21 protein-coding genes and 2 pseudogenes are annotated in these 24,485 nt (G+C 73.4%); 10 read left to right on the forward strand and 13 right to left on the reverse strand.

All coding sequences use genetic code 11. The features are described 5' to 3' along the window. Positions 1-22: 22 nt before the first annotated feature. Positions 23-2,008: a heavy metal translocating P-type ATPase gene (locus tag AB0K92_RS16395; RefSeq protein WP_365923340.1), complete on the reverse strand. Its 1,986-nt coding sequence runs from the start codon at positions 2,006-2,008 to the stop codon at positions 23-25. Between the two features lie 70 nt (positions 2,009-2,078). Between AB0K92_RS16395 and AB0K92_RS16400 the strand changes: the two genes are divergently transcribed. Beyond that, positions 2,079-2,441: a metalloregulator ArsR/SmtB family transcription factor gene (locus AB0K92_RS16400; protein ID WP_365923342.1), complete on the forward strand. Its 363-nt coding sequence runs from the start codon at positions 2,079-2,081 to the stop codon at positions 2,439-2,441. On the opposite strand, the gene AB0K92_RS16405 is transcribed toward AB0K92_RS16400, so the two are convergent. From AB0K92_RS16405 to AB0K92_RS16430, 6 genes and pseudogenes are all read right to left on the reverse strand, one after another. After that, a complete protein-coding gene (locus AB0K92_RS16405; RefSeq protein ID WP_365923344.1) occupies positions 2,422-2,946 on the reverse strand; it encodes a hypothetical protein in 525 nt (174 codons plus the stop codon). The two genes, AB0K92_RS16400 and AB0K92_RS16405, sit on opposite strands and share 20 nt — an antisense overlap. A gap of 379 nt (positions 2,947-3,325) precedes the next feature. After that, positions 3,326-4,738, reverse strand: coding sequence for a dihydrolipoyl dehydrogenase (gene lpdA / locus AB0K92_RS16410; RefSeq protein ID WP_365923346.1), 1,413 nt, complete (start codon positions 4,736-4,738; stop codon positions 3,326-3,328). Positions 4,739-4,950: 212 nt separating this feature from the next. Next, positions 4,951-5,250, reverse strand: coding sequence for a DUF6343 family protein (locus AB0K92_RS16415; RefSeq protein WP_365923348.1), 300 nt, complete (start codon positions 5,248-5,250; stop codon positions 4,951-4,953). Positions 5,251-5,281: 31 nt separating this feature from the next. Next, entirely contained in the window at positions 5,282-5,716 is a 435-nt protein-coding gene (locus AB0K92_RS16420; protein ID WP_166005384.1) for a CBS domain-containing protein, read from the reverse strand. 21 nt (positions 5,717-5,737) lie between these two features. Further along, positions 5,738-6,376: pseudogene (locus tag AB0K92_RS16425) on the reverse strand (phosphoribosyltransferase family protein); the annotation flags it as partial. Beyond that, entirely contained in the window at positions 6,373-7,131 is a 759-nt protein-coding gene (locus AB0K92_RS16430; RefSeq protein ID WP_365923349.1) for an Hsp20/alpha crystallin family protein, read from the reverse strand. The pseudogene AB0K92_RS16425 and the gene AB0K92_RS16430, both read right to left, overlap by 4 nt. A 100-nt stretch (positions 7,132-7,231) precedes the next feature. Here AB0K92_RS16430 and AB0K92_RS16435 point away from each other — a divergent pair, with 100 nt between their 5' ends. After that, entirely contained in the window at positions 7,232-8,335 is a 1,104-nt protein-coding gene (locus AB0K92_RS16435) for a CapA family protein (protein WP_365923351.1), read from the forward strand. A 4-nt stretch (positions 8,336-8,339) separates the two neighbouring features. Here AB0K92_RS16435 and AB0K92_RS16440 read toward each other — a convergent pair whose 3' ends face one another. Next, the gene (locus AB0K92_RS16440) at positions 8,340-12,314 is read right to left on the reverse strand and encodes a glycoside hydrolase family 2 TIM barrel-domain containing protein (RefSeq protein WP_365923353.1); all 3,975 of its coding nucleotides are present in this window, start codon (positions 12,312-12,314) and stop codon (positions 8,340-8,342) included. 304 nt (positions 12,315-12,618) lie between these two features. Here AB0K92_RS16440 and AB0K92_RS16445 point away from each other — a divergent pair, with 304 nt between their 5' ends. Together AB0K92_RS16445 and AB0K92_RS16450 are read left to right on the forward strand one after the other, a co-directional pair. Then, on the forward strand, positions 12,619-13,371 hold the full coding sequence (locus AB0K92_RS16445; protein WP_365923355.1) for a DUF4142 domain-containing protein: 753 nt from the start codon (positions 12,619-12,621) through the stop codon (positions 13,369-13,371). A gap of 133 nt (positions 13,372-13,504) precedes the next feature. Next, positions 13,505-14,200, forward strand: coding sequence for a type 1 glutamine amidotransferase domain-containing protein (locus AB0K92_RS16450; protein WP_365923357.1), 696 nt, complete (start codon positions 13,505-13,507; stop codon positions 14,198-14,200). Between the two features lie 28 nt (positions 14,201-14,228). On the opposite strand, the gene AB0K92_RS16455 is transcribed toward AB0K92_RS16450, so the two are convergent. Beyond that, positions 14,229-14,624: a nuclear transport factor 2 family protein gene (locus tag AB0K92_RS16455; protein ID WP_365923359.1), complete on the reverse strand. Its 396-nt coding sequence runs from the start codon at positions 14,622-14,624 to the stop codon at positions 14,229-14,231. 64 nt (positions 14,625-14,688) lie between these two features. Here AB0K92_RS16455 and AB0K92_RS16460 point away from each other — a divergent pair, with 64 nt between their 5' ends. Together AB0K92_RS16460 and AB0K92_RS16465 are read left to right on the forward strand one after the other, a co-directional pair. Then, positions 14,689-15,273 (forward strand): PadR family transcriptional regulator, encoded by a 585-nt coding sequence (locus AB0K92_RS16460; protein WP_365923361.1) that lies wholly within the window; start codon positions 14,689-14,691, stop codon positions 15,271-15,273. Between the two features lie 10 nt (positions 15,274-15,283). After that, complete coding sequence (locus tag AB0K92_RS16465) at positions 15,284-16,240, forward strand: LysR family transcriptional regulator (protein ID WP_365923363.1); 957 nt, start codon at positions 15,284-15,286, stop codon at positions 16,238-16,240. A 16-nt stretch (positions 16,241-16,256) separates the two neighbouring features. Here the strand turns inward: AB0K92_RS16465 and AB0K92_RS16470 are convergent. Then, positions 16,257-16,507 (reverse strand): annotated as a pseudogene (locus AB0K92_RS16470) (hypothetical protein); the annotation flags it as partial. 117 nt (positions 16,508-16,624) lie between these two features. After that, complete coding sequence (locus AB0K92_RS16475; protein ID WP_365923365.1) at positions 16,625-17,653, reverse strand: ArsR family transcriptional regulator; 1,029 nt, start codon at positions 17,651-17,653, stop codon at positions 16,625-16,627. A 396-nt stretch (positions 17,654-18,049) separates the two neighbouring features. Here AB0K92_RS16475 and AB0K92_RS16480 point away from each other — a divergent pair, with 396 nt between their 5' ends. The 4 genes from AB0K92_RS16480 to AB0K92_RS16495 all read left to right on the forward strand — a co-directional run bounded on the left by AB0K92_RS16480 (position 18,050) and on the right by AB0K92_RS16495 (position 22,455). Next, entirely contained in the window at positions 18,050-18,982 is a 933-nt protein-coding gene (locus AB0K92_RS16480) for a hypothetical protein (RefSeq protein ID WP_365923367.1), read from the forward strand. After that, positions 18,979-19,503, forward strand: a complete 525-nt coding sequence (locus AB0K92_RS16485) for a hypothetical protein (protein WP_365923369.1) — start codon at positions 18,979-18,981, stop codon at positions 19,501-19,503. Before AB0K92_RS16480 ends, AB0K92_RS16485 begins: the two co-directional genes overlap by 4 nt. A 95-nt stretch (positions 19,504-19,598) precedes the next feature. Next, entirely contained in the window at positions 19,599-21,728 is a 2,130-nt protein-coding gene (locus tag AB0K92_RS16490) for a glycoside hydrolase domain-containing protein (RefSeq protein WP_365923371.1), read from the forward strand. Positions 21,729-21,750: 22 nt separating this feature from the next. Next, positions 21,751-22,455 carry a hypothetical protein gene (locus AB0K92_RS16495; RefSeq protein ID WP_365923373.1) on the forward strand — a complete coding sequence of 235 codons (705 nt, stop codon included), beginning with the start codon at positions 21,751-21,753 and terminating at the stop codon, positions 22,453-22,455. 73 nt (positions 22,456-22,528) lie between these two features. Here AB0K92_RS16495 and AB0K92_RS16500 read toward each other — a convergent pair whose 3' ends face one another. Both AB0K92_RS16500 and AB0K92_RS16505 read right to left on the reverse strand, forming a co-directional pair. Next, entirely contained in the window at positions 22,529-23,038 is a 510-nt protein-coding gene (locus AB0K92_RS16500; protein WP_365923375.1) for an O-acetyl-ADP-ribose deacetylase, read from the reverse strand. Then, complete coding sequence (locus AB0K92_RS16505) at positions 23,035-24,447, reverse strand: NAD(P)/FAD-dependent oxidoreductase (RefSeq protein ID WP_365923395.1); 1,413 nt, start codon at positions 24,445-24,447, stop codon at positions 23,035-23,037. Before AB0K92_RS16505 ends, AB0K92_RS16500 begins: the two co-directional genes overlap by 4 nt. Positions 24,448-24,485: the final 38 nt, after the last annotated feature.

Here is a 24,485-nt window from a genome sequence, read left to right on the forward strand (position 1 = left end):
GCGGGCTGGCGAGATTCCGACATCAACCTCGGCCGGCCTGCACGGACCCGGATCGCCACGCGGACTCGCGCAGCAGCCGCAGCCCGTTCAGTCCGACCAGCACGGTCGAGCCCTCGTGGCCGGCGACGCCGAGCGGCAGCGGGAGGTGGCCGGCCAGGTCCCAGACGACGAGGACGGTGATGAAGGTGCCGGCGATGACCAGGTTCTGCACCACCAGGCGGCGCGCGGCGCGGGACAGGCGGACGACCGCGGGGACGGTGGCGAGTTCGTCGCGGACGATGACCGCGTCGGCGGTCTCCAGCGCCAGGTCGGACCCGGCGCGCCCCATCGCGATGCCGGAGTGGGCGGCGGCGAGGGCGGGCGCGTCGTTGACGCCGTCGCCGACGAACAGCACCTTGCGGCCGGACTCCTGGAGTGCGCGGACGGCCTTCACCTTGTCCTCGGGCAGCAGTTCCGCGCGGACGTCGGTGAGCCCGGTGGCCTCGGCGACGCGGGCGGCGGTGTGCGCGTTGTCGCCGGTGAGGAGGACCGGGGCGGTGCCGGTGAGGGCGGTCAGCTCGGCGGTGGTGGCCGCGGCGTCGGGGCGCAGGCGGTCGGTGAGGGCGAGGGTGCCGACGGGGACGCCGTCGCGGGTGACGGTGACGACGGTGGCGCCGCGCGGGTCACCGGAGCCGGGGCCCTGGTCGCCGGGCAGGAGGCCCTGGCCGAGGTCTTCTGTGTGGACGGCGTCCTTCGGCCGGCCGACCGTGATCCGCCGGCCGTCCACCGTCGCCGTGACCCCCTCCCCCGGCGTCGCGGTGAACTCCTCCGCCGCCGCGATCGGCAGGTCGCGGGCCCGCGCCGCCGCCACGACCGCCCGGGCCAGCGGGTGCTCGCTGGGGTGCTCCGCCGCGGCGGCGAGGGCCAGCAGCCGGTCCTCGTCGAGCCCGGAGCCGGGCAGCGGCCGTACGGCCGTGACCTCGGGGGTGCCCTCGGTGAGGGTGCCGGTCTTGTCGAGGGCGGTGGTGTCGACCTCGCCGAGGCGTTCCATCGCGACGGCCGACTTGACCAGGACGCCGTGCCGGCCGGCGTTGGCGATGGCGGACAGCAGCGGCGGCATGGTGGCGAGGACGACCGCGCACGGAGAGGCGACGATCATGAAGGTCATCGCGCGGAGCAGGGCCTCGGTGAGGTTCTCGCCGAAGGCGAGGGGGACGGCGAAGACGGCGAGGGTGGCGGCCACCACACCGACGGCGTACCGCTGTTCGATCTTCTCGATGAACAGCTGAGTGGGCGCCTTGGTGCGGGACGCCTCCTCGACCAGGGTGACGATGCGGGCGATGACGGAGTCGGCCGGGTCGCGGTCGACGCGGACCCGGAGCGAGCCGGTGCCGTTGAGGGTGCCGGCGAAGACCTCGTCGCCGGGGCGCTTGACCACCGGCAGGGGCTCGCCGGTGATCGTGGCCTGGTCGGCCTCGCTGGTGCCGTCCAGGACCGTGCCGTCGGCGCCGATCCGCTCCCCCGGACGGATCAGCAGGACGTCGCCGACGGCGAGGTCGGCGGTCGGCACGGTCTCCTCGGTGCCGTCGGCGCGGACCCGGGTCGCGGTGGCGGGCGCCAGGTCGAGCAGGCCGCGCACCGAGTCGGCGGTGCGGGCGGTGGCCAGGGCCTCCAGGGCGCCGGAGGTGGCGAAGATGACGATGAGCAGGGCGCCGTCGAGGACCTGGCCGATCGCGGCCGCGCCCAGGGCGGCGACGATCATCAGCAGGTCGACGTCGAGGGTCTTCTCGCGCAGGGCGCGCAGCCCTTCGAGGGCCGGCTCCCAGCCGCCGGTCACGTAGGCGACCGCGTACGGGATGCCGTAGGCCCACACGGGCGCGCCCCCGAGGTCGAGCGCGAGGCCCACCAGGAAGGCGACCAGCGCGGCGAGCGCCCAGCGGGCCTCGGGGAGGGCGAGGACGCGGGTGCGGCGGCGCGGCGGCGTCAGGGAGCGGACAGGGGTCGTCTGAGGAGCGAGAGTCGCGGACACATCGCCCCACCATACAGGAACACATGAAGACTCATTCATTCGTTCATATGCGGTGAGTAAGATACTCGCCATGGGTCATGGAGCCGTCACCAGCGCGCAGAACGCCCCCGAGCGCGTCCGTCTCGACGCGGACAACGTCGCCAAGGTGGCCACCACGCTCCAGGCCCTGTCCACCCCGTCCCGGCTGCTGATCCTCGCCCGGCTGCGCGAAGGGCCGCTGCCGGCCACCGAGTTGGCCGCCGAGGTGGGCATGGAGCAGTCGGCGTGCTCCCATCAGCTGCGGCTGCTGCGCAACCTGGGCCTGGTGGTGGGCGAGCGCCGCGGCCGGTCGGTGGTGTACGCGCTGCACGACCACCACGTGGCCGAACTCCTCGACCAGGCCGTCTACCACGTGGAGCATCTGCGCCTGGGGATCAGCGACGCGGCGGAGTAGCGGACGCGGCCGACGGCGGCGCGGCCGGTGTCCACGCCGTCAGCGCCCACAGCACGACCACGTCGATCGCCACCATGACCAGCGCCCACAGCGGCGCGTACGGCAGGAACAGGAACTGCCCGACCAGGCTGAGCGTGACCAGGGCGAGTCCGGCGGGCCGCGCCCGGGACGCGCCGGTGAGAACGCCCCAGCCGGTCACGGCGACCAGGGCGCCCACGACGATGTGGATCCAGCCCCAGCCGGTGAGGCGTACTTCGTAGACGTACCCGCCGATCCGGGCGTAGACGTCGTCCTCGGCGACGGCCGCGATCCCCTGGAGCACGGCCATGACGCCGCCGCACAGCATCAGCACCCCGGCGAGGGTGCCGGTGCCCTGGCCGTGGTGGTGGCCGGAGGGCGGGGCGGGCGCGTCGGTGGTGCCGCGCCGGCGCTCGGCCGTCCAGGCGGTGCCGATCTCGCCCTGCGGCGGAGCGGCCTGGCGCGGCCGGTGCGGCTGCTCGCTCATCCCGCTGTCCGTTCTCTCCGGGTCCGGCCGCCCCGGTCGGGCGGCGCCGGCCCCGGGGGAAGAACGGGGCCGGTCGACGCCAGCAGACAGCGCGGGCGGCGGACGGGCGAGCGGGTGCGGGCCGTCCGGGTGAACGCGGTCCGGCCGCGGGGTGCGGGAGCCGGTGCCGTCCGGAAGCCGGTGCCGGGTCCGGAGGCCGGTGGCAGGCCCGGAAGCCGACGCCGGGTCCGGACGCCGGTGGCAGGCCCGGAAGCCGACGCCGGGTCCGGACGCCAGTGGCAGGCCCGGAAGCCGGTGCCGGGTCCAGACACCGGTGGCAGGCTCGGAAGCCGGTGTGCGGGGCAAGCCGATGCGCCGAACGCGGCACCCGGTGCCGGGGTCAGAAGTTGATCATGTGTCCGGCCAGGCCGTGCACCGCCTCCTTCACCGCCTCCCCCAGCGTCGGATGGGCGTGCACGTTGCGGGCCACCTCGTGGACGGTCAGGTCCCACTGCTGAGCCAGGGTCAGCTCGGGCAGCAGCTCGGTGACGTCCGGGCCGATGAGGTGGCCGCCGATCAGCTCGCCGTGCGTGGCGTCGCTGATCAGCTTGACGAACCCGGTGGAGTCGCCGAGGCCGTGCGCCTTGCCGTTCGCGGTGAACGGGAACTTGGCGACCTGCACGTCGTATCCCAGGTCGCGGGCCTGGGCCTCGGTGAAGCCGAAGCTGGCGATCTGCGGCTGGCAGTAGGTGGCGCGCGGGATCATCGCGTAGTCGAGTTCCATGGTCTCCGCGTCCGCGATGGTCTCGGCGGCGACCACGCCCATCGCCTCGGCGGCGTGCGCCAGCATCAGCTTCGCGGTGACATCGCCGATGGCGTAGATGTGCGGCACCGAGGTGCGGCAGCGGGCGTCCACGTCGATCGCGCCCCGGTCGGTGAGCTTCACCCCGGTCCGCTCCACCCCGTAGCCCTCGACGTTCGGGGCGAAGCCGATCGCCTGGAGCACCTTGTCAGCCTCCAGGACCCGCTGGGAGCCGTCCTGGGCGGTGACGGTGACGCGGACCTGCGGGCCGGACTCGTCGATGGCGTCGACGCGGGTCGAGGTGAGCAGGTCGATGCCGAGCCGGCGGTACTGCTTGGCGAGTTCCGCGGAGACGTCGGCGTCCTCGGTGGGGGCGACCCGGTCCAGGAACTCGACGATCGTGACCTTCACGCCGTAGTGGTGCAGGACGTACCCGAACTCGATGCCGATGGCGCCGGCGCCCGCGATGACGATCGAGCGGGGCAGGTCATCGGCGAGGATCTGCTCCTCGTACGTCACCACGCGCGCGCTGCGCTTGGTGCCGGGCAGCAGCCTCGGGGTGGCGCCGGTGGCGATGACGCAGTCGTCGAAGCCGATGGTGCGGGTGGTGCCCTCGTAGTCGGTGACCTGGAGGGTGTGCGGGTCGAGGAAGACGCCGCGGCCGTCGAACTCCGCGATCTTGTTCTTCTTCATCAGGTAGTGGACGCCCTTGACCCGGCCGTCGGCGACCTTGCGGCTGCGCCGGAACGCCTCCCCGTAGTCGAAGGTGATCGGCGAGTCCGACCTGATGCCGAAGGTCTTCGCCTCGCGGGTGACGATGTGCGCGAGTTCCGCGTTGCGCAGCAGGGCCTTGGTGGGGATGCAGCCGACGTTCAGGCAGACGCCGCCCCAGTACTTCTCCTCGACGACGGCGACGCGTCTGCCCAGCTGGGCGGCGCGGATGGCGGCGACGTACCCGCCGGGGCCGGCGCCGAGTACGACGACGTCGAAGCGCTCGTCCTGCTCAACCATGCGCGAGGTCCCTTCGGTGCGGTGCGAGCGGTGGGTGCCAGTCCGGATTGTTCCGCCCCGCCCGCCTGCCCGCCACCGGCCGGGACACGGCACCACCCGCCCGTGCCGCTGCCCGTGCCCCGCCCGTCCCGGTACCCGTGCCCCGCCCATGCCGGTACCCGTGCCCCAGCCGTGCCGGTACCCGTGCCCCGCCCGTGCCGGTACCCGTGCCGCTACCTCCGGCGGTGCGCGCCGCCGCCCCCTGCGCGGCGCATCCGCCGCCGTACGACGGCCAGGTCCACGGCGGCGACCACGGCGAGCACGGCGCAGACGACCGCGAGGACGGTCAGCGGGCCGCTGCCCGGGCTGTCACCGGGTGCCGAGTCCGCCGCCCAGAGGCCCAGCAGGACGGCGGCCGCGGCAAACAGCGGCAGGAACGCGGCGCTCAGCAGCAGCCGCAGGCGCAGTGCGCTGCGCGCGGTGGCGGGTTCGGTGCCGGTGCGGTTTCCCGGCGGGGCGTGGTCGTGGTGCACGGCGGGTCTCCTCACGGCCGTGACGGCCGCGTCAGCGGTTGGGGGCCGCGCGGCTGATGTCGGCGAGGGCGGAGTGCGGGTCCTCGGTGGTGGCGAGGTCCCCGAGGGTGACCATGCCGACGGGGCAGCCGCCGTGCTCCACGACGGGCAGCCGGCGCAGGGCGTGCCGCCGCATCAGCTCCACGGCGTGGTCGGTGGTGTCGTCCGGGTCGAGGGTGATCACGGGCGGCCGGGTGCACAGCGAGCCGACGGTGGTGACCCGCGGGTCGCGGCCCTCGGCGACGGCCCGGACCGTGATGTCCCGGTCGGTGAGGACCCCGAACAGATCACAGTCGTAGGCCACGAGGACATCGCCGATGTTCTGCTCGCGCATGACCCGGGCGGCCTCGGTGAGGGTCGTCATGGGTTCGACGGCGGTCGCGCCCGGCGACATCACGTCCCGCACGTGCCTGGTCGTGGCGGTCATCGCGGTACCTCCTAAGCCTGTGTGCAGGGCCTTGAGGACGTCGTCGTCGGTGAGCTGGCCGAAGTCGTCGTACCAGAGGCCCACCGCGTGGAAGGGGCTCGGCCGCAGCAGGCAGACGACGTCGTCGGCCTCGTGGCGCAGCAGCTCGACCGCCTCGTGGGAGGCCACGGGCACGGCCACGACGATCCTCTCCGGCTGCCGGCGGCGCACCGCGTGCACGGCGGCGCGGGCGGTGGCGCCGGTGGCGAGGCCGTCGTCGACGAGGATGACGGTACGGCCCTCCAGCTCCGGCGCGGGGCGGCCCTGGCGGTAGCGCTCCTCACGGCGGCGCAGCTCGGCCCGCTCCCGCTCCACCACGGGGGCGAGGTCGTCCTCGGTGAGGCCGGTCTGCTCCAGGGACCGCCGGTCGAACAGCGGCGGCTCGTCGCCGGCGAGGGCGCCGACGCCGTACTCCTCGTGGGACGGCACGCCGATCTTGCGGACCACGAGCACGTCGAGGGGTGCGCCGAGGGCGCGGGCGGCCTGCTCGGCGACGGTGACACCACCGCGCGGCAGGGCGAGGACGACGGGGTGCGGGAGGAGGCCCTTCTCCTGGAGGATGCGCAGATGCTCGGCCAGCTCTCGGCCGGCGTGCGCGCGGTCGTGGAACCGTGCCGTCATGTGTCCGCCCCCGTCCGGTCCGTGTTCCGGTGCGTCTGGTGCTCGGCCGCGCGGGCCGGTCGCTCACTCGCCGGTGCCGCTGGTGCCGTCGGTTCCGCTACTTCCGTCGGCTCCGCTGCTTCCGTCGGCTCCGCTGCTTCCGTCGGTTCCGTTGCTTCCGTTGCTTCCGTTGCTTTCGTCGGTTCCGCTGTTCCCGACGGTTCCGTTGCCGGTGCCGTTCGTCCGGTCGCCGGGTCCGTCCCGCCGTCCGTCCCACTGTCCGCCCCGCCGTCCGTCCCGCCGATCCGCAGGCGGCGCCGTTTCGGTGTCGCGGACTTGGGCAGCCGGACCCGCAGGACGCCGTCGGTCAGCTCCGCCTCGGCCCGCTCAGGGTCGGCTCCCGCGGGCAGGGTGGTGCGGTAGAGGAAGCGGCCGTCGGGCCGGGAGAGGGTGCGCGCCCGCTCCTCCTCGCCGAGTTCACCGGAGATCCGCAGTTCGTGTGCGTCGACGTCGACGGCGATCCGCTCGCGCGGGACGCCGGGCAGCCGGGCGCGGATCTCGTAGGCGTCGTCGGTCTCCTCCTCCTCGACCGCGGGCCCCCAGGCGACGCCGCCCCAGGCCGGCGCGGTGCCGCGGTCGCCGGCGCGGTCCTGGTCCGTGTCACGCCGCAGCCGCCGCAGCTCCGCGAGCGGGTCCCAGTCCCACGGTCCGCCGCCCCGGCCGGGCCCCCGCCGCGGCTCCAGGGGGCCGCCGCCACGCCGCGCAGGCGTGTTCATGGCACGCCTCCCTTCTGTGAGGTCCCTCAGGAGCCCCGGGTTTCCCCCGCGGCACGAACCACACGCGCCGTCCCGCGCGGTGTCGTCCTACGGTGGAGAGATGGGCGGCGATGTCGTGACGCTGTTCCTGTGCGGGGACGTGATGCTCGGGCGCGGCGTCGACCAGATCCTCGCGCACCCCGGTGATCCGGGGCTGCGGGAGGAGTACGTCCGTGACGCCCGCGGCTATCTGGCGCTGGCGGAGGCGGTGAACGGGCCGGTGCCCGCGCCGGTGGACCCCGCGTGGCCGTGGGGCGAGGCGCTGGCGGTCCTGGCCGAGGCGGCGCCCGCGGCGCGGATCGTGAACCTGGAGACGGCCGTGACGGCGGACGGTGCGTTCGCGCCCGGCAAGGCGGTGCACTACCGGATGCACCCGGCGAACCTGCCCGCCCTGACGGTGGCCCGCCCCGATGTGTGCGTGCTGGCCAACAACCACGTCCTGGACTTCGGCCGGCGGGGCCTGGCGGAGACCTTGGAGGCGCTGGCCGGCGCGGGGCTGCGGACGGCGGGCGCGGGCCGGGACGCGGACGAGGCGTACGCGCCCGCCGTGATCGACACCGGCTCAGGTGCCCGGGTGCTGGTCTTCGCGCTGGGCATGAGGTCCAGCGGGATCCCGCCGGGCTGGGCGGCGACCGCGGAGCAGTCCGGCGTGGCCTATGTGCCGGCGCCCACTCCCCCGGCCGCCGAGGCGGTCGTACGCCGGGTGCGGGAGGCCAGGCGCCCCGGCGACCTGGTGGTCGTCTCCGTGCACTGGGGGTCCAACTGGGGTTACCGCGTACCGCAGGAGCAGGTCCGTTTCGCGCACGCGCTCGTCGACGGCGGGGTGGACGTGGTGCACGGCCACTCCTCGCACCACCCCCGCCGGATCGAGGTGTACGGGGAGCGGCCGGTGCTGTACGGCTGCGGCGACTTCATCGACGACTACGAGGGAATCACCGGCCACGAGGAGTACCGCGACGACCTGCGGCTGGCCTTCCTGGTCTCCCTCGACGCGGGGACGGGACGGCTGGCCGGGCTGCGCATGGTCCCGTTCCGGGCGCGGCGCCTGCGGCTGGAGCACCCGGCCGCCGACGACCGCGCCTGGCTGCACGCGACGCTCGACGGGATCGCCGTCGGCGCCGAGGTCGTGCCCGGGCCGGGCGGCACCCTCGAAGCGCGCTGGTGACGCCTCACCCCTCGGTGGCCGTGGGCCTGCGGGAGAGCCGCATCGCGTCCTCGACGTCCGCGAGGGGCCGCAGCCGGTAGGTGTAGGAGTAGTCGCGGTCGGCGAACAGCTTGTACTCGTCGTGGGTGTGGGCGCCCCAGCTGTTGTCGCCGCCGACGCCCATCTGCCGGTGGCTGACGCGCAGGACGACCTCCTCGCGCGGGGTGAGCTGGTAGTCGTGGCGCACGCCGTCGGACAGGTCCTCGGGGGTGAAGTGGGAGGCGTTGACCTCCAGCAGTCCGTCGCCGGTGACCAGCAGTCCGGCGCCGCTGTCGTCGGTGAGGGCGATCCAGCGGACGTCGGTCTTGTTGCCGTTCTCCTGGGGGCGGATGTACGGCGTCCACTGCCCGGCGACGGTGCCGGAGTACACGCCGACGTCGGTGCCGTTGTTGCGGTCCCAGTGGTTCTCCTCGGGACCGCGCCCGTAGTAGCGCAGCAGCTCCAGGCGGCCGGGCAACAGGAGCAGGGCGCCGACCTCGGGGATGTACGGCAGGTTGGGCGCGCCCGGGTGCAGGGTGTGGTCGACCTTGATCTCGCCGTTGCCGAAGACGGTGTAGGTGGTGGTGAACGTGGAGGCGACGGTGGTCGGGAGGGTGCCGGTGACGGTGACCTCGACGGCCTTGTCGCCGAGGGTGCGCGCCCGGACGTCCGACACGGTGCGGCGGGCTCCGGCGTCGCGCCAGGTCTGGTTGCGGATGTGCTGGCCGTTGCCCTTGTCGTTGTCGGTGGGGGCCCGCCAGAAGTTGGGGGCGGGCCCGGAGAGGATCAGGGGCTTGCCGCCGGCCTCGTAGGAGGTGAGGACGCCGGCGCGCTTGTCGATGGTGACGGAGAAGGCGGCCCCCGTGACGGTGATCTCGCGGTCGCCGTCGGTGTGGCGCAGCGCGGGCACGCTGTCCAGCGGCACGGGGGTCACCTCGGGGGCGCCGGCGTCGAGGGGGATCTGCTGCCGGGCGATCTCGAAGCCGCGCGCGGCCCACGGGGTGGGCTCCCTGGTGGTGAAGGACAGCTCGAGGAAGAACTCGGTGCCGGGCGGCGGGTCCTGCGGGAGCCGTACGGGCAGGGTGATCCGTTTCGTGGACAGGGGCGGTACGTCGAGCTGGTCCCGGGTGAGTCTGCCGCGCTGGACGGTCTCGCCGTCGGCGACGAGGGCCCAGTGGCCGTCGTAGGCGCGGAGGTTGGTGAACAGGTACTCGTTGGTGAGGGTGACCGCGCCGGGGCCGCCGTCCGCGGGGGCGGCGCCCACGGCCTGGTGGACGCGTTTGATCTCGGCGGCCTTGCCGGTGTGGCCGCGGTCGGCGGTGACGATGCCGTCGGCGACGAAGTTGCCGTCGTTGGGGTTGTCGCGCCAGTCGCCGCCGTAGGCGAAGAAGGTCTTCTCGCGGGGCTTCTTCTCGGTGCGGACGGCGGTGGCCGCGTCGAACCAGAACCGTACGCCGTCGTCGCCGGGGCCGCGCTCGGCGGAGGCGAGTTCGGCGGCGGTGAGGGCGCGGGCGTAGACGCGGGCGCGGCGGATGGTGCCGCTGAACTCGCGGGTCTGGTGGTCGGCGTCGGTGGCGAGGGCGAGGGGCGCCGTGGTGCTGCCGGGCCGCCGGGTGGTGGTGCGGGTGGCCCGGACCCGGCCGTCGACGTGGAGGGTGAGGGTGCCGGCGTCGGCGTCGTAGACGCCCGCGACATGGTGCTCGCGGCCGGTCCAGTCGTCGGGCAGCGCCCAGCTCGCGGTGATCCACTGGCCGTCGCCGTGGATGAAGAACTCCAGGTTCCGGTTGGTCTGCTTCAGGGCGTACTGGGTGTCGCCCTTGGCGAGGATGGGCTGGTGGTAGCCGAGGACGTGCGGGGTGATCCAGGCCTCCAGCGTGAGCGAGCCGGTGAGGTCCAGGCGCTCGTCGCGGGGGAAGACGGTGCCGCCGAAGACGCCCTTCGTCCGGTCGAAGGTGCCGCCGGGGGCCATGATCTCGCCCTGGAGGCGGGCGGGGCCGGTCTCGGTGAGGAGGATGCGCGGGGGGACGGGCCAGGTCAGCGACTGGTCGGCGAAGTCCCAGATCCAGCCGCCCTGGAGGACGTCGTGACGGCGGACGAGGTCCCAGTACTTCTTGAAGTTGCCGTTGGAGTTTCCCATCGCGTGGGAGTACTCGATCATCACGTACGGCCGGGTGTCGGCGGTGTCCTTGGCGCGGGCCTCGACGCGCTGCGGGGTGTCGTACATCTCGGAGCGGATGTCGCTGATGCCCGGGCGGTCGTCGCCCTCGTACTGGATGACGCGGGTGGGGTCGTAGGAGCGGATCCAGTCGTGCATGGCGGTGAAGGTGGAGCCGCCGCCGGCCTCGTTGCCGAGGGACCAGATGACCACCGAGGCGTGGTTCTTGTCGCGGTGCACCATGTTCTGCGCGCGGGCGAGGCAGGCCTCGGTCCACTCGGGGTGGTCGCCGGGGTACTCGTCGCGGATGCCGTGGGTCTCCAGGTTGGTCTCGTCGACGAGGTAGAGGCCGTACTCGTCGGCGAGTTCGTACCACACCGGGTTGTCGGGGTAGTGCGAGGTGCGCACGCTGTTCATGTTGAGCCGCTTGATGAGGCGGATGTCGCGCACCATGTCCGCGCGGGTGAGCGCCATGCCGCGGTCGGGGTGCATCTCGTGGCGGTTGGTGCCGCGGAAGGAGACCGGCTTGCCGTTGATCCGCATCAGCCCGTCCTTGAGCGCGAACTCGCGCAGGCCCACGCGGTGCGAGAGGGTCTCGGTCACCTTTCCGGCGGGGTCGCGCAGCTGGAGGACGGCGGTGTAGAGGTAGGGGTCCTCGGCGGACCACAGGCGGGGTTCGGGGACGGCCCGGACGGCCTCGACGGTGGTCTCGCCGCCGGCCGGGACGTCGGCGGACTGCCGGAGGGGGCGGCGCCAGACGGGCCGGCGGTCGGCGTCGTAGAGCGTGATGTCGACGGTGTACCGCCCGGGCGAGCCGTCGGGCCGCCGCTCCGGTCCGCCGGTCGGTGCGCCGTAGTCGCGGATGTGGGCGGTGACCTTCAGTTCGGCGGCGGTGCAGTCGGCGCTGAGCGGGGTGTCCAGCTTGAAGTCGCGCAGGTGTACGGACGGCGTGGAGTAGAGGTAGACCGAGCGGAAGATGCCGCTCAGCCGGATCATGTCCTGGTCCTCCAGCCAGTCGCCGTCCGAGTAGCGGTAGACCTCCACCGCGATCTGGTTGGTGCCGGGCTTCAGGTGCGGGGTGATGTCGTACTCGGCGGGCGTGTACGAGTCCTCGTGGTAGCCGGCGAGCTTGCCGTTGATCCACACGTAGTGCGCCGACTTCACGCCCTCGAAGTGCAGGAAGGTGCGGCGGCCGGTCCACGAGCGCGGGACGGTGAAGGTGCGGCGGTACTGGCCGACCGGGTTGTAGCGGGTCGGCGCGGCGGGCGGGCGCGGTTCCTCGCCGAGGCCGTTGGGGCCCCAGTAGGGGTAGGTGATGTTGAGGTAGACCGGGCGGTCGTAGCCGTGCAGCTGCCAGACGGAGGGGACGGGCAGGGTGTCCCAGCCGCTGTCGTCGAGGTCCGTGCGGTGGAAGTCCGGGTCGCGGTCGTCGGGGCGGTCGGCGTAGGCGAACTTCCAGGTGCCGTCGAGGCTGAGGCGGTACGGCGAGCGGGTGCGGTCGGCGTCCAGGGCCTGGCCGGGACCGGCGTACGGCATCAGTGTGGTGTGCGGCGGTTCGGTGCCGAGCCGGAAGACGTCGATGCGGCCGTTCCACTCGGTGCCGTCGGGTGCGGCGAGGGGGCCGGTGGCCGGCGTGGCGGCGGGCCGGCCGTGGGCGTGCGCCGTGCCGGGCGGCGTGGACAGGGCGAGCGCGCCGAGGACGGCGGCGCCGCCTTCGAGCAGTCGGCGGCGGCTGACGACCGGGCGGTGGTGGCGGTCGGCGGGCGGTTCGGGGCGGTGGGCGTGCGGCGCGTGCGGGTGCGGCATGACCGTGACCTTCCTCGGGGGTGAACCACTCAACTCGCGGGCCCCAGGGGACTTCTGAGCCGCAGTCACACTAAAACTCCAACAGATTCGAAGCAATGACGCCGTCGTTGTGTGTGCGATTCTGTTGGGCCAGTCGGCCGATATCCGACCCTTACGACCCCCTGCCGTCCACTGCGGTCCCTGACGGCCCGCGCTGTGGCGCAGCCCACACCCTCCGGCGGAAGAAATTCCCGCGCCACGCTGATCGAACGGCCCGGCTTTTGCGTACCTCCTGGCGTACCACCCGCTCGCGTCTGGAGGCAGCATGCGGATGTCCCGCAACACGGCAGGAAGCGTCTTCGTGTTCGGCGCGCTGGGTCTGACCCTGGCGGCGCTGGCGTATCCCGCCATGCTCGGAGTGGAGAACACGTCCACGACGGCGGACCGCATCATCGCCAACACCCGCTACGGTCCGCTGACCGAGGCCGACCGTGACTTCGTGGTGAAGGTGCGGGCGGCGGGGCTGTGGGAGTACCCGCTGGGCGAGCTGGCGATGGAGCGGGGCACCACGCCGGAGATGAAGGAGGCCGGCGCGCATCTGATCGTCGGTCACGCCCGGCTGGACGAGACATGCCGCCGGATCGCGCCGGAGCTGGGCATCACCCTGCCCAACCAGGCCAGTCCCCAGCAGCAGCAGTTCGTGGCGACGGCGGCCGCGGAGAACGGCCGGCAGTTCGACTCGACGGCGGTCACCATCATGCGGGTGACGCACGGGCAGATCTTCCCGGTCGTCGCCAAGGTCCGCGCGAACACCCGCAACAGCCTGGTGCGGCAACTCGCCGACCAGGCCAACGACACGGTCCTGGACCACATCACCGTTCTGGAGAAGACCGGGCTGGTCAATCACGAGCAGGTCAACTTCCAGCAGACCTCCCCGCCGAAGCTCCCCCAGGAGCAGCTGACCCCGCCCCCGCCGCAGCCGGGCGCGCCGGTGCTCGCGCTGGAGCCGCGGCCGAACCTGAACATCAACACGGCGGCGCCGTCACCCTCGCCGACCCCCGCGCCGACCTCCCGCTGAGGAGCCGTCCGGGTTATTCCCGCGCATCCATCGGCCTGCCTATGCCGGACATCGGATTCATCATTGGAAAAGCCCCCGCGGGCAGGCCTAACGTCGACGACATCCTGAGCACCCCCCTTCCGGGAGAAACAGCATGTCGAAGATCCTTTTCGTGATGACCGGCGCCGACCACTTGACGCTCGCCGACGGCACCCTGCACCCCACCGGCTTCTGGGCCGAGGAGGCCGTCGCACCGTACGAGGCGTTCAAGGCCGCCGGACACGAGATCGTCGTCGCGACGCCGGGCGGGGTCGTGCCGACGGTCGACAAGGCCAGCCTGGCCGCCGAGGTCAACGGGGGCCAGGAGGGCGCCGACCGGATCGCGGCGGCGCTGGCCGCGATGACCGAGCTGGAACGGCCCGTCCGGCTGGAGGACGTCGTCCTCGACGAGTACGCGGCCGTCTTCTACCCCGGCGGTCACGGCCCGATGGAGGACCTGGCCGTCGACGAGACCTCCGGCCGGCTGCTGGTCGAGGCGCTCGACTCCGGCAAGCCGCTCGGTGTCGTCTGCCACGGCCCGGCCGCGCTGCTCGCCGCCACCCGCGAGGACGGCTCCAACGCGTTCGCCGGCTACCGCGTGGCCGCCTTCACGGACGCCGAGGAGGTGCAGGGCGGCCTCGCCGACAAGGCGAAGTGGCTCCTGCAGACCCGTCTCACCGAGGCCGGTCTCGACGTCCGCGCCGGTGAGCCGTGGGCCCCGAACGTGATCGTGGACCGCAACCTCGTCACCGGCCAGAACCCGGCGTCCTCCGCACCGCTGGCCGCGGAACTGCTGAAGAAGCTGGGCTGAGCGCGCCCGCAGGCGGCGGGACGCGGCGTCAGGCCGCGCCCGCCGCCTCCGCCGCGATGCGGTCGAACTGCGCGCCCATCGCCTCGGACAGGGCCCGCGCGGCGGAGAGGGGGCGGACCATGACGGTGAAGTCGTCGATGCGCCCCTCGTCGTCGAAGTGCAGGAAGTCGCAGCCGTGGATCCGCTTGCCGTTCACGGTGGCGGTGAACACGAAGGCGTGGTCGCGGCCGGCGGGGTCGGCGATCTCGCGCACGTAGGCGAAGTCCTCGAAGACGCGCATCACACCGCGCAGGATCGCCGCGGTGATGGCCTTGCCCTCGTACGGCTTGAAGGCGACGGGGCTGGTGAAGACCACGTCGTCCGCCAGCAGCGCCTCCAGCGCCCGGGTGTCGCGGTCCTCGACGGCCTTGCGGAACGGGTGCATGGGCGGACCGCCCCTCTCCATAGTCAACGAATTGAATAGGTGCACTGGAGAGTAGGGTGAGGTCATGGCTCTGCGCAATGCCGTGATGGCGGCCCTGCTGGAGGGAGAGGCCTCCGGGTACGACCTGGCCAAGAGCTTCGACGCCTCGGTGGCCAACTTCTGGACCGCCACACCCCAGCAGCTCTACCGGGAACTGGACCGCATGGAACGGGAAGGCCTGGTCAGCACGCGCGTGGTGCGCCAGGAGCGGCGCCCGGACAAGCGGATGTTCTCCCTCACCGAGGCCGGATACGCGGCCCTGCGCTCCTACGTCGCCGACCCGATCGGCAAGCCCACCGCGATCCGGGACGGCCTGCTGGTCAAGGTGCAGTGCGCCGACCTGGGCGACCTCGACGCCGTACGCGCGGACGTCGCGGAGCGCGTCGCCTGGGCGCGGGCCAAGCTCGCCCGCTACGAGCGGCTGCGGGAACGGCTGCTGCAGGGGCGGGACGAGGAGGAGTACCTGGCCCGCGCCGAGCGTGTCGGGCCGTATCTGACGCTGCTGCGCGGGGTGTCCTTCGAGGAGGAGAACATCCGCTGGGGCGAGCGGGCGCTGCGGGTGCTGGAGGCGCGCGCCCGGTCCCGTGGCGGTGCGATAGGGAACGACTAGGGTCGACCCTGTGAGACATAGGAATCCCGATGGCCCGGCGGGCGGCGCCCCCGAGGCGCCCGCGCCCCATCCGGCGGCGGACCTGAACCTGCTGCGCACCTTCCTGGCGGTGTACCGCTCGGGTTCGTTCACCGCCGCCGCGGGACTGCTCGGCGTGTCACAGCCCACCGTGACCACGCAGATCCGGGCGCTGGAACGGCAGTCGGGGCGGGAGCTGTTCCAGCGGCTGCCGCGGGGCGTCACCCCGACCGCCGTCGCGCACGATCTCGCCGCCCGGGTGGCCGCCCCGCTCGACGCGCTCGCCGCGGCCACCGGGCTGGAACCGGGTGCCGCCGAGCGGACCGCGCCGGTGCATCTGGCGGGGCCCGCCGAGCTGATGTGCCTGCGGGTGCTGCCGGCCCTCGCCCCGCTGACCGCCGAGGGGCTGCGGCTGCGGCTGACCCCCGGCCTGACCGACCCGCTGCTGGAGGAGCTGCGCGCCGGACACCACGACCTGGTCATCGCCACCTACCGGCCGCGCGGGCGCACCCTGACCGCCATGCCCCTGATGGACGAGGAGTTCGTCCTCGTCGCCGCGCCCCGGTGGGCCGGCCGGGCGGCGGACCGCGGCGCCGCCGACGGCCCCGACGCGCTGCGGGACGTCCCGCTCGTCTCGTACGCGGAGGACGTGCCCATCGTCCGCCGCTACTGGCGCCATGTCTTCGGCACCCGGCTGTCCCGGCCCGCCGCCCTCACCGTCCCGGATCTGCGCGGGGTGCTCGCCGCGGTCGTCGCGGGGGCCGGGTTCACCGTGCTGCCGCGCTACCTCTGCCAGGAGGAGCTGGCCTCGGGGGCGCTGGTGCCGTTGCTCGAACCGGAGGATCCGCCCATCAACACCGCCTATCTGGTCCAGCGCCCCGGCCGCCCCGACAACCCGGACGTGGTCCGGGTCCGCGATCTCCTCCTGGAGGCGGGCCGCACCTGGTGACGAGGGCCGGCCGCGCTCACCGCGCGGGGCCGAGGCTCCTCTCGACGACCGTGTGCGCTATCGGGGGCGGTCCCACAGGGCCAGGATCTCGTCGGCGAGCTCCACGACCGGCAGCGGGTCCCGGTCGCCGCGCACCTCGATGCCGGCGGCGAGCAGCCCCCGCGGCACGGCCCGCGCGCGCCCCTCGATGCCCGCGGCAAGCAGCCCCCGCGGCACGGCCCGCGCGTCGAGCAGGACCCGCCACTCGCGCGGCCCCGGCTCCAGGTACGTCGCGAAGTCGTGGACCGAGGTCACCGGGGGCCTCCGGCGGGTCTGTCGGCGCGGTCGGGGCAGTCGAGACGAAGCGGCCGCGAGCCTCCCGAGCACCACTGACAGCGCGGTCCCTCACACCGCGCTCGCGTCCACACGCGGGGTGGTCGGGCGCGCGGCCGGCTGGGGCTGGGGGAGGACGCCGCCCGAGATGTGAAGTCCCTCCGCGGGACGGCTCCCCTCGGCGAGGGCCCGGCCGAGCGGGGTCGCGGTGTGCCACACGGTGTTGGCCACCCGGCGGCTGAGGATCAGACCGGCCTCGCGCAGGACGGCGGCGTGCTCGCTGGCGGAGGCGGCCGAGACCCCCAGCCGCCGGGCGATCCCCCCTCCCGTCGTGCCGCCGGACGCCGTGACCTCCTCCAGGACCGCGGCGCGGGTACGCCCCAGGAGGCGGGCCAGAGCCACGGGGCCCGGCACCGCGGAGTCCTCCGTGAGGAGCTGCAGGCCGCGGTTCGCGGGGTAGACCAGCACGGGGTCCAGCCCGTCGTCGAGCAGCGTGACCGGCCTGCCCCAGCAGAAGTAGGAGGGGATCAGCAGCAGCCCCCGCCCGTTCAGGACCAGGTCCTGGCGCACCGGGTAGTCCACCTTGAGCACCGGCGGGTCCCAGCGGACCAGCGGATGGATGGTGCCCAGCAGCCGTTCCACGCCACCGTCGAGGAAGTCCCGCACGCGCATGGTGCGTTCGGCCTCGACCACGGCGCGTATGCGGTGCCACGAACGCGAGAGCACCCGCTGGTGGTACCGGAACATGGCCGCGCCCAGCTCGCGCATCGCCGCCGCGTCGCCCTCGGCCATCCGCCGCAGCCACGGCGTCTGCCCGCGCTGGGCGGCCAGCAGGGCCAGTTCGGCGCGCAGCCGCGCGCGGTCGACGCTCATCACGGCCTCCAGGGCCGACTCCAGGTCGGCGCCCGCGGCCGGGGTGAGGAAGTCGGGCGAGTAGCCGCGCGGCGGCGCCAGTTGGAGGAGCAGGGAGATCGACGGATCGGGGCCGGTCAGCGTCTCGGCCCGCCAGGGGCCGAACACGATGTGGTCCGGGGAACCGCCGAGCGCGTGCAGGCTCAGCAGCATTTCCCAGACCGGGTCCGGCTGCGGAGCGAGTCGCACCCGACCCAGATCCTCCGTGGAGAAATGGACGTGCAGCACAGGCAGTACCCCCCGTGGGCGACCAGCTGTCGACTGTCTGCCAAGAGTCTCACGCGGGTCTGACAGTCGTACGCGGCCGAAGACGCGGGCAGCGCCCACGGGGGTGTTTCGGGTGAGCCCGAAAGTGGGTGCGGGGTGACGGAGTCGTTGCCAGGCTGACGGTGACCAAGTGACGACCGAACGACGGTCCGTGTGCGGGAGAACCGCGCAGGCACGGGCCGGAGGAGACACCCACGGCAGGCGCCGCGGTCCTCGACCGGGACCGGAACACGGCGCCCCGCCGTCGGCCGTCGGGCCGGGGCCGCCGCACACGCCCCGCGCCCGCGGAGTGTTCACACAGCGGGTGAGGGGGAAACCGTGCGCGGATTCGGTGTGCTGTCGGTGCTGTTGCTCGGCGTACTCGTGGCCTGCGGGCCGGCCCGGGAGCCGGCCGCGCCGGACGCCGGGCCGGAGCGGGCGCTGCCGCGCGAGGTCACGGCCGAGGAGTCGGCGACGCTGCGCCGGGCCGAGCTGGTGCTGGAGCGGCGGTGCATGGCGCGGGCCGGGTTCGACCTCCCGCCCGTGCCCGAGCCGGCGCGGACCGGGCCTCCGCCGCCGCCGATGCGCCTCGTCCTCGCCGACACCGCATGGGCGCGCGAACACGGCTACGGCTCCCTGGTCGGCACTCCCGGACAGAGCGCCGCTGCCCGCGCGGAGGACCCGGTGGAGCGGTACGTCCGCGGCCTGACACCACAGCGGCGGGCGGCGGCGCTGCGCGCGTGGCAGGGCGGCGGCCGGGACACCGTCGAGGTGACGCTCCCCAGCGGCATGACCACCGGGCGCAGCACCCGCGGCTGCACCAGCGAGGCCCGCGGTGAGCTGTACGGCGACTTCCGCACGTGGTTCGGCGCCGACGCGGTGGACCGCGACGTCGTGTCGCTGGCCCTGAGCCGCGCGGAGGCCGATCCGGCGGTCACCGAGGCGCTGCGGGACTGGTCGGCATGCGTGGCCGGGCGCGGGCTGCCCCACGCCTCGCCGCACCGCCTGCGGGCCGCGCTGGGCACGTCGGCGCCCGAGGCCGAGGAGATCCGGTACGCCGTCGCCGAGGCCGACTGCGCGGTCTCCTCCGGCCTGGCGGAGGCCGCGGCGGACGCCGAGCGGCGGCACCTCTCCGCACTGCGCGCACAGTACCGGGCCGATGTCGCCAACGCCCGCGGCATGCGGCTGGCCGCCCTGCCGAAGGCGGAACGGATCGTCCGCGGCGAAGACCCGCCGCGGCAGGACACCTTGAGGGGACGAGGTACGACATGAACGGCATCAGGCAGTACGCACGCACCGCCCTGGCCCTGACGGCGGCGGCACTCGTCGGGCTCGCCGGCCCGGCGGTCCCCGCGGCGGCCGCGGGATCACCCGCGCCGAAGCCGGGCGCGCCGACCCCGGTACGGTCCGGGGCGGATCTGAGCACGGTGGCCGCGGCGGACGCGGACGGCTACCTCTACGCCTTCGACCTGCCCTACTTCGAGGGCGACTACTGCAAGTGGGACCGCAACGACGAGTGGTGGGGCGACGACTGCGGCGGCTTCAACGACCGGGCGACGTCCGTCTGGAACAACGGGTTCCCCGGCTACTACAGCGAGGTCGCGCTCAAGCGGGACATCAACCTCGGCACGAACCTGGCCCGGCTGTGCATCGAGGCCGGCAACTACTACGCCGACCTGTCCCTGGGCTACGAGAAGTTCCTCGACGGCATCCACGCCGACAACGCGATCAGCGGGCACTACTGGTTCACCGACGACGCGGACTACATCCACGACCCGCACTACGGCTGCTGACGCCCCGCGCGGTCCCCGGCGGCGCGGGTCGCCGCGCCGCCGGGGCCGTCCATCGCCCCGCACCCCACCCCGGACCGACGGTGAAACGAGGAGCCATGTCCGTCACGATCAACGAGCGCGCCACCTGGGGCAAGTACGCGAGCGAATCGACGCAGGAACACGCCTCGTCGCCCCCCAGACCCTCCACCCGTGACTGGACGGGACACATGGGGGTGTTCATCCACTATCTAGGAGCGGGAAGCACCAGCGACCTCGAGACGGAGGAGGACTGCCGGAGAGAGATCGCGAGCGTGTACGCGGACCATCTGCCGAAATTCGAGGGAGACATCGCGTACAACTTCCTCGTCTGCCGTCACGGCAACGTCTACGAGGGCCGCGGATACGAACGCGGTGAGGGAAACGGCGACGCCTACGTCGACGGAGTGGGGCGCAACACCGGCTTCTACTCCATCGTGGGCATGATCCGCTCCAACGACACCGTGGGCGAGGACATGCTGCGCGCGATGAGGGACCTGATCCACCATCTGCGCACCGAGGCTCCGAAGAGGACCGGCGGGATGATATTTCCGCACGGCCACGACTTCGACACCGCGTGCCCCGGCGACCTCGGTATGTACGCGATCCCGGGATCGACGATCGATCCCTCGGCGCCGTGGACGGGGGTGGGCGGCGACATCCACGTCTACCGGACGCAGAAGTGGGTGAACCGGACCTACCGCGACGCCCCCGGATACATCAAGTGCCCGGAGAACGGCCGTACCGGCTGGTCCACGGTGCTGTCGCTGACCCAGGGCCTCCAGCACGAACTCGGTATATCCCCGACGGTGCAGAACTTCGGTCCCGGGACCTTCAACGCGGTGAAGAACCGCTGGGTGATGCCGGACCGGGACCCCAGTGAGAACATCCAGCGGATCTACAACGGCGCCCTGTGGTGCAAGGGTTACTGGGCCTCGCTCGACCTCACCGGATGGGACGCCGACTCCCAGGAGTCGACGGAGCGCCTGTACCGGGACATGGGGCTGGACTACGCGGACGACGACAAGCGTCACGCCATGTGGCCGCACGTCGTGCGGGCCCTGATGCGGATGGACCAGTTCCGCAAGGTGCCCGGCGGTGACGACCACATCCGGGGCATCCAGCAGCGGCTGAACTCCCGCTACGTCGCGGGCATCGGCATTCCCGCGATGAATCTCGTGCCCTGCGACGGCGTCTACTCCCGCGACGTCCAGCAGGGGCTCATGATGGGCATCCAGTACGAGCTGGGCATCGCCATGGGCTCCATCAACGGGTACTTCGGTCCCGGCACGCAGGCCGCGCTCAAGGGAAAGGGCTCGGCCACCCTCACCGGAGACCTGCGCTACCTGTTCCGTGCCGCCTGCTACTTCAACTCGCCCACGTACACCGCGCAGGGAGAACGGGGATACCTCCCTCAGGACATCCCCATCGACGCCCAGACCGGCACCCATGTGGGGTGGCTGATGGACTTCCAGCGTTTCTCCCAGATCCCCGTCACGGGCCACAACGACTACACCACGTGGGCTCAGCTCCTCGTCTCCTCCGGTGACGTCGCGCGGGACGCGGCCGGCTGCGACTGCATCACCGAGATCACCGCCGAACGCGGGCGGCTGCTCAAGGCGAACGGCTACCAGATCGTCGGCCGGTACCTGGACGAGCATCTCGCGCCGGGCGACCCGTACTACCTCGGCAAGGCCCTCAAGCCGGGCGAGCCGCAGACCATCCTGAACGCCGGGCTGAGGTTCTTCCCGATCTTCCAGTACAACGGCACCCAGCTGGCGAACTTCACCTACGACAAGGGCTACGACCAGGGGAAGAAGGCCCACCAGAAGGCCGTCGAGCACGGCATCGGCGCCGGCACGTGCATCTACTTCGGGGTCGACTACGACGCGACGGACGAGGAGATCGGCACCCACGTGGTGCCCTACTTCAACGGCGTCAAGGCCGGACTCGCCGAGCTGGGCGGCCGGTACGCCTTCGGCGTCTACGGATCCCGCAACGTCTGCATCCGCGTCTCGGACGAGGCCGGGGCCCGCTGGTCGTTCGTCTCGGGGATGTCCTGGGGCTTCTCCGGGAACCTCGGCTTCCCCCTGCCGCGGAACTGGTCGTTCAACCAGATCAGGGAGTACGACTTCCAGCCCGGCTGGGGCCTGGACCACAACATCTGGCGCCAGGGGGGCGACCCCGGCGTCTCCGCCGTCACGCCCTGACCCGACGAGTGAGGACTCCACGATGATCAGCAGACGCAGTCTCCTGGGCGCCGTCGCGGGCGCCGGCGCGCTCACGCTCGTGCAGCACACCCTGACCCCCGCGCCGGCCGTCGCCGCCCCCGACGCCGCGGGCGGCACGGAACCGGACACCATCCGGTGGACGGGGAAGAGGTCCGCCAACGGCTGGCCGATCGACCCCGGCGCCATCGCCGCCTTCCGCGTCGAGGGCTCCGGGGTGCCGGTCCGCCTGCGCGAGGGGCACGCCGCCGCGGTGCTGCTGCACGTCGCGCGCCGCTGGCACTACGAGATCGCCCCGCTCGACTCCGGCGAGGGCGGCGGCATCACCGCCCACACCACCCGCCGCGACCTGGGGGCGGACTTCGAGTCGAACCACCTGTCCGGGACCGCCGTGGCCCTCCACCCCACCGCCTACCCACTGGCCGGGAGCGAGGGGCTGTGGCCCCACCAGGAGGCGATCGTGCGGGACATCCTCGCGGACTGCGAGGGCACCGTCGTCTGGGGCGGCGACCTCACCCCGGTGAAGGTCTCGCACTTCCACCTCGCCGCCCGGCCCGGCGACCGGACCCTGGCCCGTGTCGCCGCCCGGCTCGACACCGGCAGGCCCACGACCGCGCCCCGCGCCCAGACCGCCGGGACGGTCGCCGACCCGGCGGCGCCCGCTCGCCGTCTCAAGGCCCGCCGCCTGGAGCGCGCCCAGACCCGCTGAACCGCCGGCGCACAGCCGCCGGGAAGGCCGTGACCAGCGGCGGTGGTGGTGGTGCGGGAAACCCGCGCGCCCCTCAGCCGAGCTGCCGGGCGAACGCCGCGTACGCCCGGTCGTCGAAGAGGACGAAGCGGACCTCCTCGACCGGGGTCGGGGTGGCGCGGACCGTCTCGACGGCGATGCGGGCGGCGTCGTCCATCGGCCAGCGGTAGACCCCGGTGGAGATCGCCGGGAAGGCGACCGTGCGGGCGCCCAGTTCACCGGCCACGCGCAGGGACTCGCGGTAGCAGGAGGCGAGGAGGGCGGAGCGGTCCTCGGTGGCGGACCAGACGGGGCCGACGGTGTGGATGACCCAGCGGGCGGGCAGCGCGCCCGCGGTGGTGGCGACCGCCTGTCCGGTGGGCAGACCCTTGCCGTAGCCCGAGGCGCGGAGCGCGCGGCACTCCTCCAGGATCGCGGGGCCGCCCCGGCGGTGGATGGCGCCGTCGACGCCTCCGCCGCCGAGGAGGGAGGAGTTGGCCGCGTTGACGAGGGCGTCGGCGCTCTCGCGGGTGATGTCGCCCTGGACGAGGGTGAGGGTGGTCATGGCGTCTGCCTCAGCCTTCTCCAGACGGCCTTGGCCGCGTTGTGGCCGGACATGCCGTGCACGCCGGGGCCGGGCGGGGTGGCCGACGAGCAGATGAAGACCGCCGGGTGCGGGGTGCGGTACGGCGCCAGGGACAGCCGGGGGCGCAGCAGGACCTGGAGTCCGGAGACCGCGCCGGTGGCGATGTCGCCGCCGACGTAGTTGGCGTTGCGGGCGGCGAGTTCGGGCGGGCCGGCGGTGGCGCGGGCGAGGACGCGGTCGCGGAACCCGGGGGCGAAGCGCTCCAGTTGGCGTTCGAGGGCGTCGGTGAGGTCGCCGGTCCAGCCGTGCGGGACGTGGCCGTAGGCCCAGAAGACGTGCTTGCCGGCGGGGGCGCGGGTGGGGTCGACGACGCTCGGCTGCACGGTGATCAGGAAGGGGCGCTCGGGGGCGCGGCCCTCACGGGAGGCGGCGCGCAGGGCGGCGCCGATCTCCGCGCTGTCGGCGCCGATCTGGACGGTGCCGGCCCGGCGGGCCTCGGGCGCGGTCCACGGGACCGGGCCGTCCAGCGCGTAGTCGATCTTGAAGGCTCCGGGGCCGTACCGGTAGTGGTCGTAGAAGCGGCCGAAGCCCGCGATCCGGGCCAGGGCGGTGGGCGAGGTGTCGAAGACGTAGGCGCGGGCGGGCGGCAGGTCGTCGAGGCGCTTGACCTCGTAGTCGGTGTGGATCGCGCCGCCGAGGTCCTTCAGGTACGCGGCGAGGGCGTCCGAGAGGGACTGGGAGCCGCCCTGGGCGACGGGCCAGCCGCGGGCGTGCGCGGCGAGGGCGAAGACCAGGCCGATGGCGCCGGTGGCCACCCCGGTGAGGGGGGCCATGACGTGGGCGACGAGTCCGGCGAAGAGGGTCTTGGCGCGCTCGTCGCGGAAGCGGCGGGTCAGCCAGGTGGACGGGGGCAGACCGGCGAGGCCGAAGCGGGCGAGGGTCACCGGGTCGCGCGGGAGCGCGGTGAGCGGCAGGGACATGAAGTCCCGGACCAGCGTGTCCCACCGGGGCAGGAACGGCTCGACCAGTCTGCGGTACGCGCCCGCGTCGCGCGGGCCGAAGGAGGCGGCGGTCTCGGCGACCGAGCGGGCCAGCACGGCCGCGGTGCCGTCCGGGAAGGGGTGGGCCATGGGCAGCTCCGGCTGGAGCCAGCGCAGGCCGTACCGCTCCAGCGGGAGGGCGCGGAAGGCCGGGGAGTTGATGCCGAGCGGGTGGGCGGCGGCGCACGGGTCGTGCCGGAAGCCGGGGAGGGTCAGCTCCTCGGTGCGGGCGCCCCCGCCGACGGTGCCCCGGGCCTCGAACAGGGCCACGGAGAAGCCCCGGCGGGCCAGTTCGACCGCAGCCGTCAGGCCGTTCGGCCCCGCCCCCACCACGACCGCATCGAAGATCGACGGCACCTTCGGACTCCTTCGTCAGCCGACGGGCA

This window comes from Streptomyces sp. NPDC052687 (genome assembly GCF_040678395.1).
GTDB lineage: Bacteria > Actinomycetota > Actinomycetes > Streptomycetales > Streptomycetaceae > Streptomyces.

What these genes read in the sequence shown, in the direction of transcription:
- AB0K92_RS16400 (WP_365923342.1), top strand. Translation starts at nt 2,079, where the DNA reads ATGGGTCATGGAGCCGTCACCAGCGCGCAGAACGCCCCCGAGCGCGTC.
- AB0K92_RS16405 (WP_365923344.1), bottom strand. Translation starts at nt 2,946, where the DNA reads ATGAGCGAGCAGCCGCACCGGCCGCGCCAGGCCGCTCCGCCGCAGGGC.
- lpdA (WP_365923346.1), bottom strand. Translation starts at nt 4,738, where the DNA reads ATGGTTGAGCAGGACGAGCGCTTCGACGTCGTCGTACTCGGCGCCGGC.
- AB0K92_RS16420 (WP_166005384.1), bottom strand. Translation starts at nt 5,716, where the DNA reads ATGACCGCCACGACCAGGCACGTGCGGGACGTGATGTCGCCGGGCGCG.
- AB0K92_RS16430 (WP_365923349.1), bottom strand. Translation starts at nt 7,131, where the DNA reads ATGAACACGCCTGCGCGGCGTGGCGGCGGCCCCCTGGAGCCGCGGCGG.
- AB0K92_RS16435 (WP_365923351.1), top strand. Translation starts at nt 7,232, where the DNA reads ATGGGCGGCGATGTCGTGACGCTGTTCCTGTGCGGGGACGTGATGCTC.
- AB0K92_RS16440 (WP_365923353.1), bottom strand. Translation starts at nt 12,314, where the DNA reads ATGCCGCACCCGCACGCGCCGCACGCCCACCGCCCCGAACCGCCCGCC.
- AB0K92_RS16445 (WP_365923355.1), top strand. Translation starts at nt 12,619, where the DNA reads ATGCGGATGTCCCGCAACACGGCAGGAAGCGTCTTCGTGTTCGGCGCG.
- AB0K92_RS16450 (WP_365923357.1), top strand. Translation starts at nt 13,505, where the DNA reads ATGTCGAAGATCCTTTTCGTGATGACCGGCGCCGACCACTTGACGCTC.
- AB0K92_RS16455 (WP_365923359.1), bottom strand. Translation starts at nt 14,624, where the DNA reads ATGCACCCGTTCCGCAAGGCCGTCGAGGACCGCGACACCCGGGCGCTG.
- AB0K92_RS16460 (WP_365923361.1), top strand. Translation starts at nt 14,689, where the DNA reads ATGGCTCTGCGCAATGCCGTGATGGCGGCCCTGCTGGAGGGAGAGGCC.
- AB0K92_RS16485 (WP_365923369.1), top strand. Translation starts at nt 18,979, where the DNA reads ATGAACGGCATCAGGCAGTACGCACGCACCGCCCTGGCCCTGACGGCG.
- AB0K92_RS16490 (WP_365923371.1), top strand. Translation starts at nt 19,599, where the DNA reads ATGTCCGTCACGATCAACGAGCGCGCCACCTGGGGCAAGTACGCGAGC.
- AB0K92_RS16495 (WP_365923373.1), top strand. Translation starts at nt 21,751, where the DNA reads ATGATCAGCAGACGCAGTCTCCTGGGCGCCGTCGCGGGCGCCGGCGCG.
- AB0K92_RS16500 (WP_365923375.1), bottom strand. Translation starts at nt 23,038, where the DNA reads ATGACCACCCTCACCCTCGTCCAGGGCGACATCACCCGCGAGAGCGCC.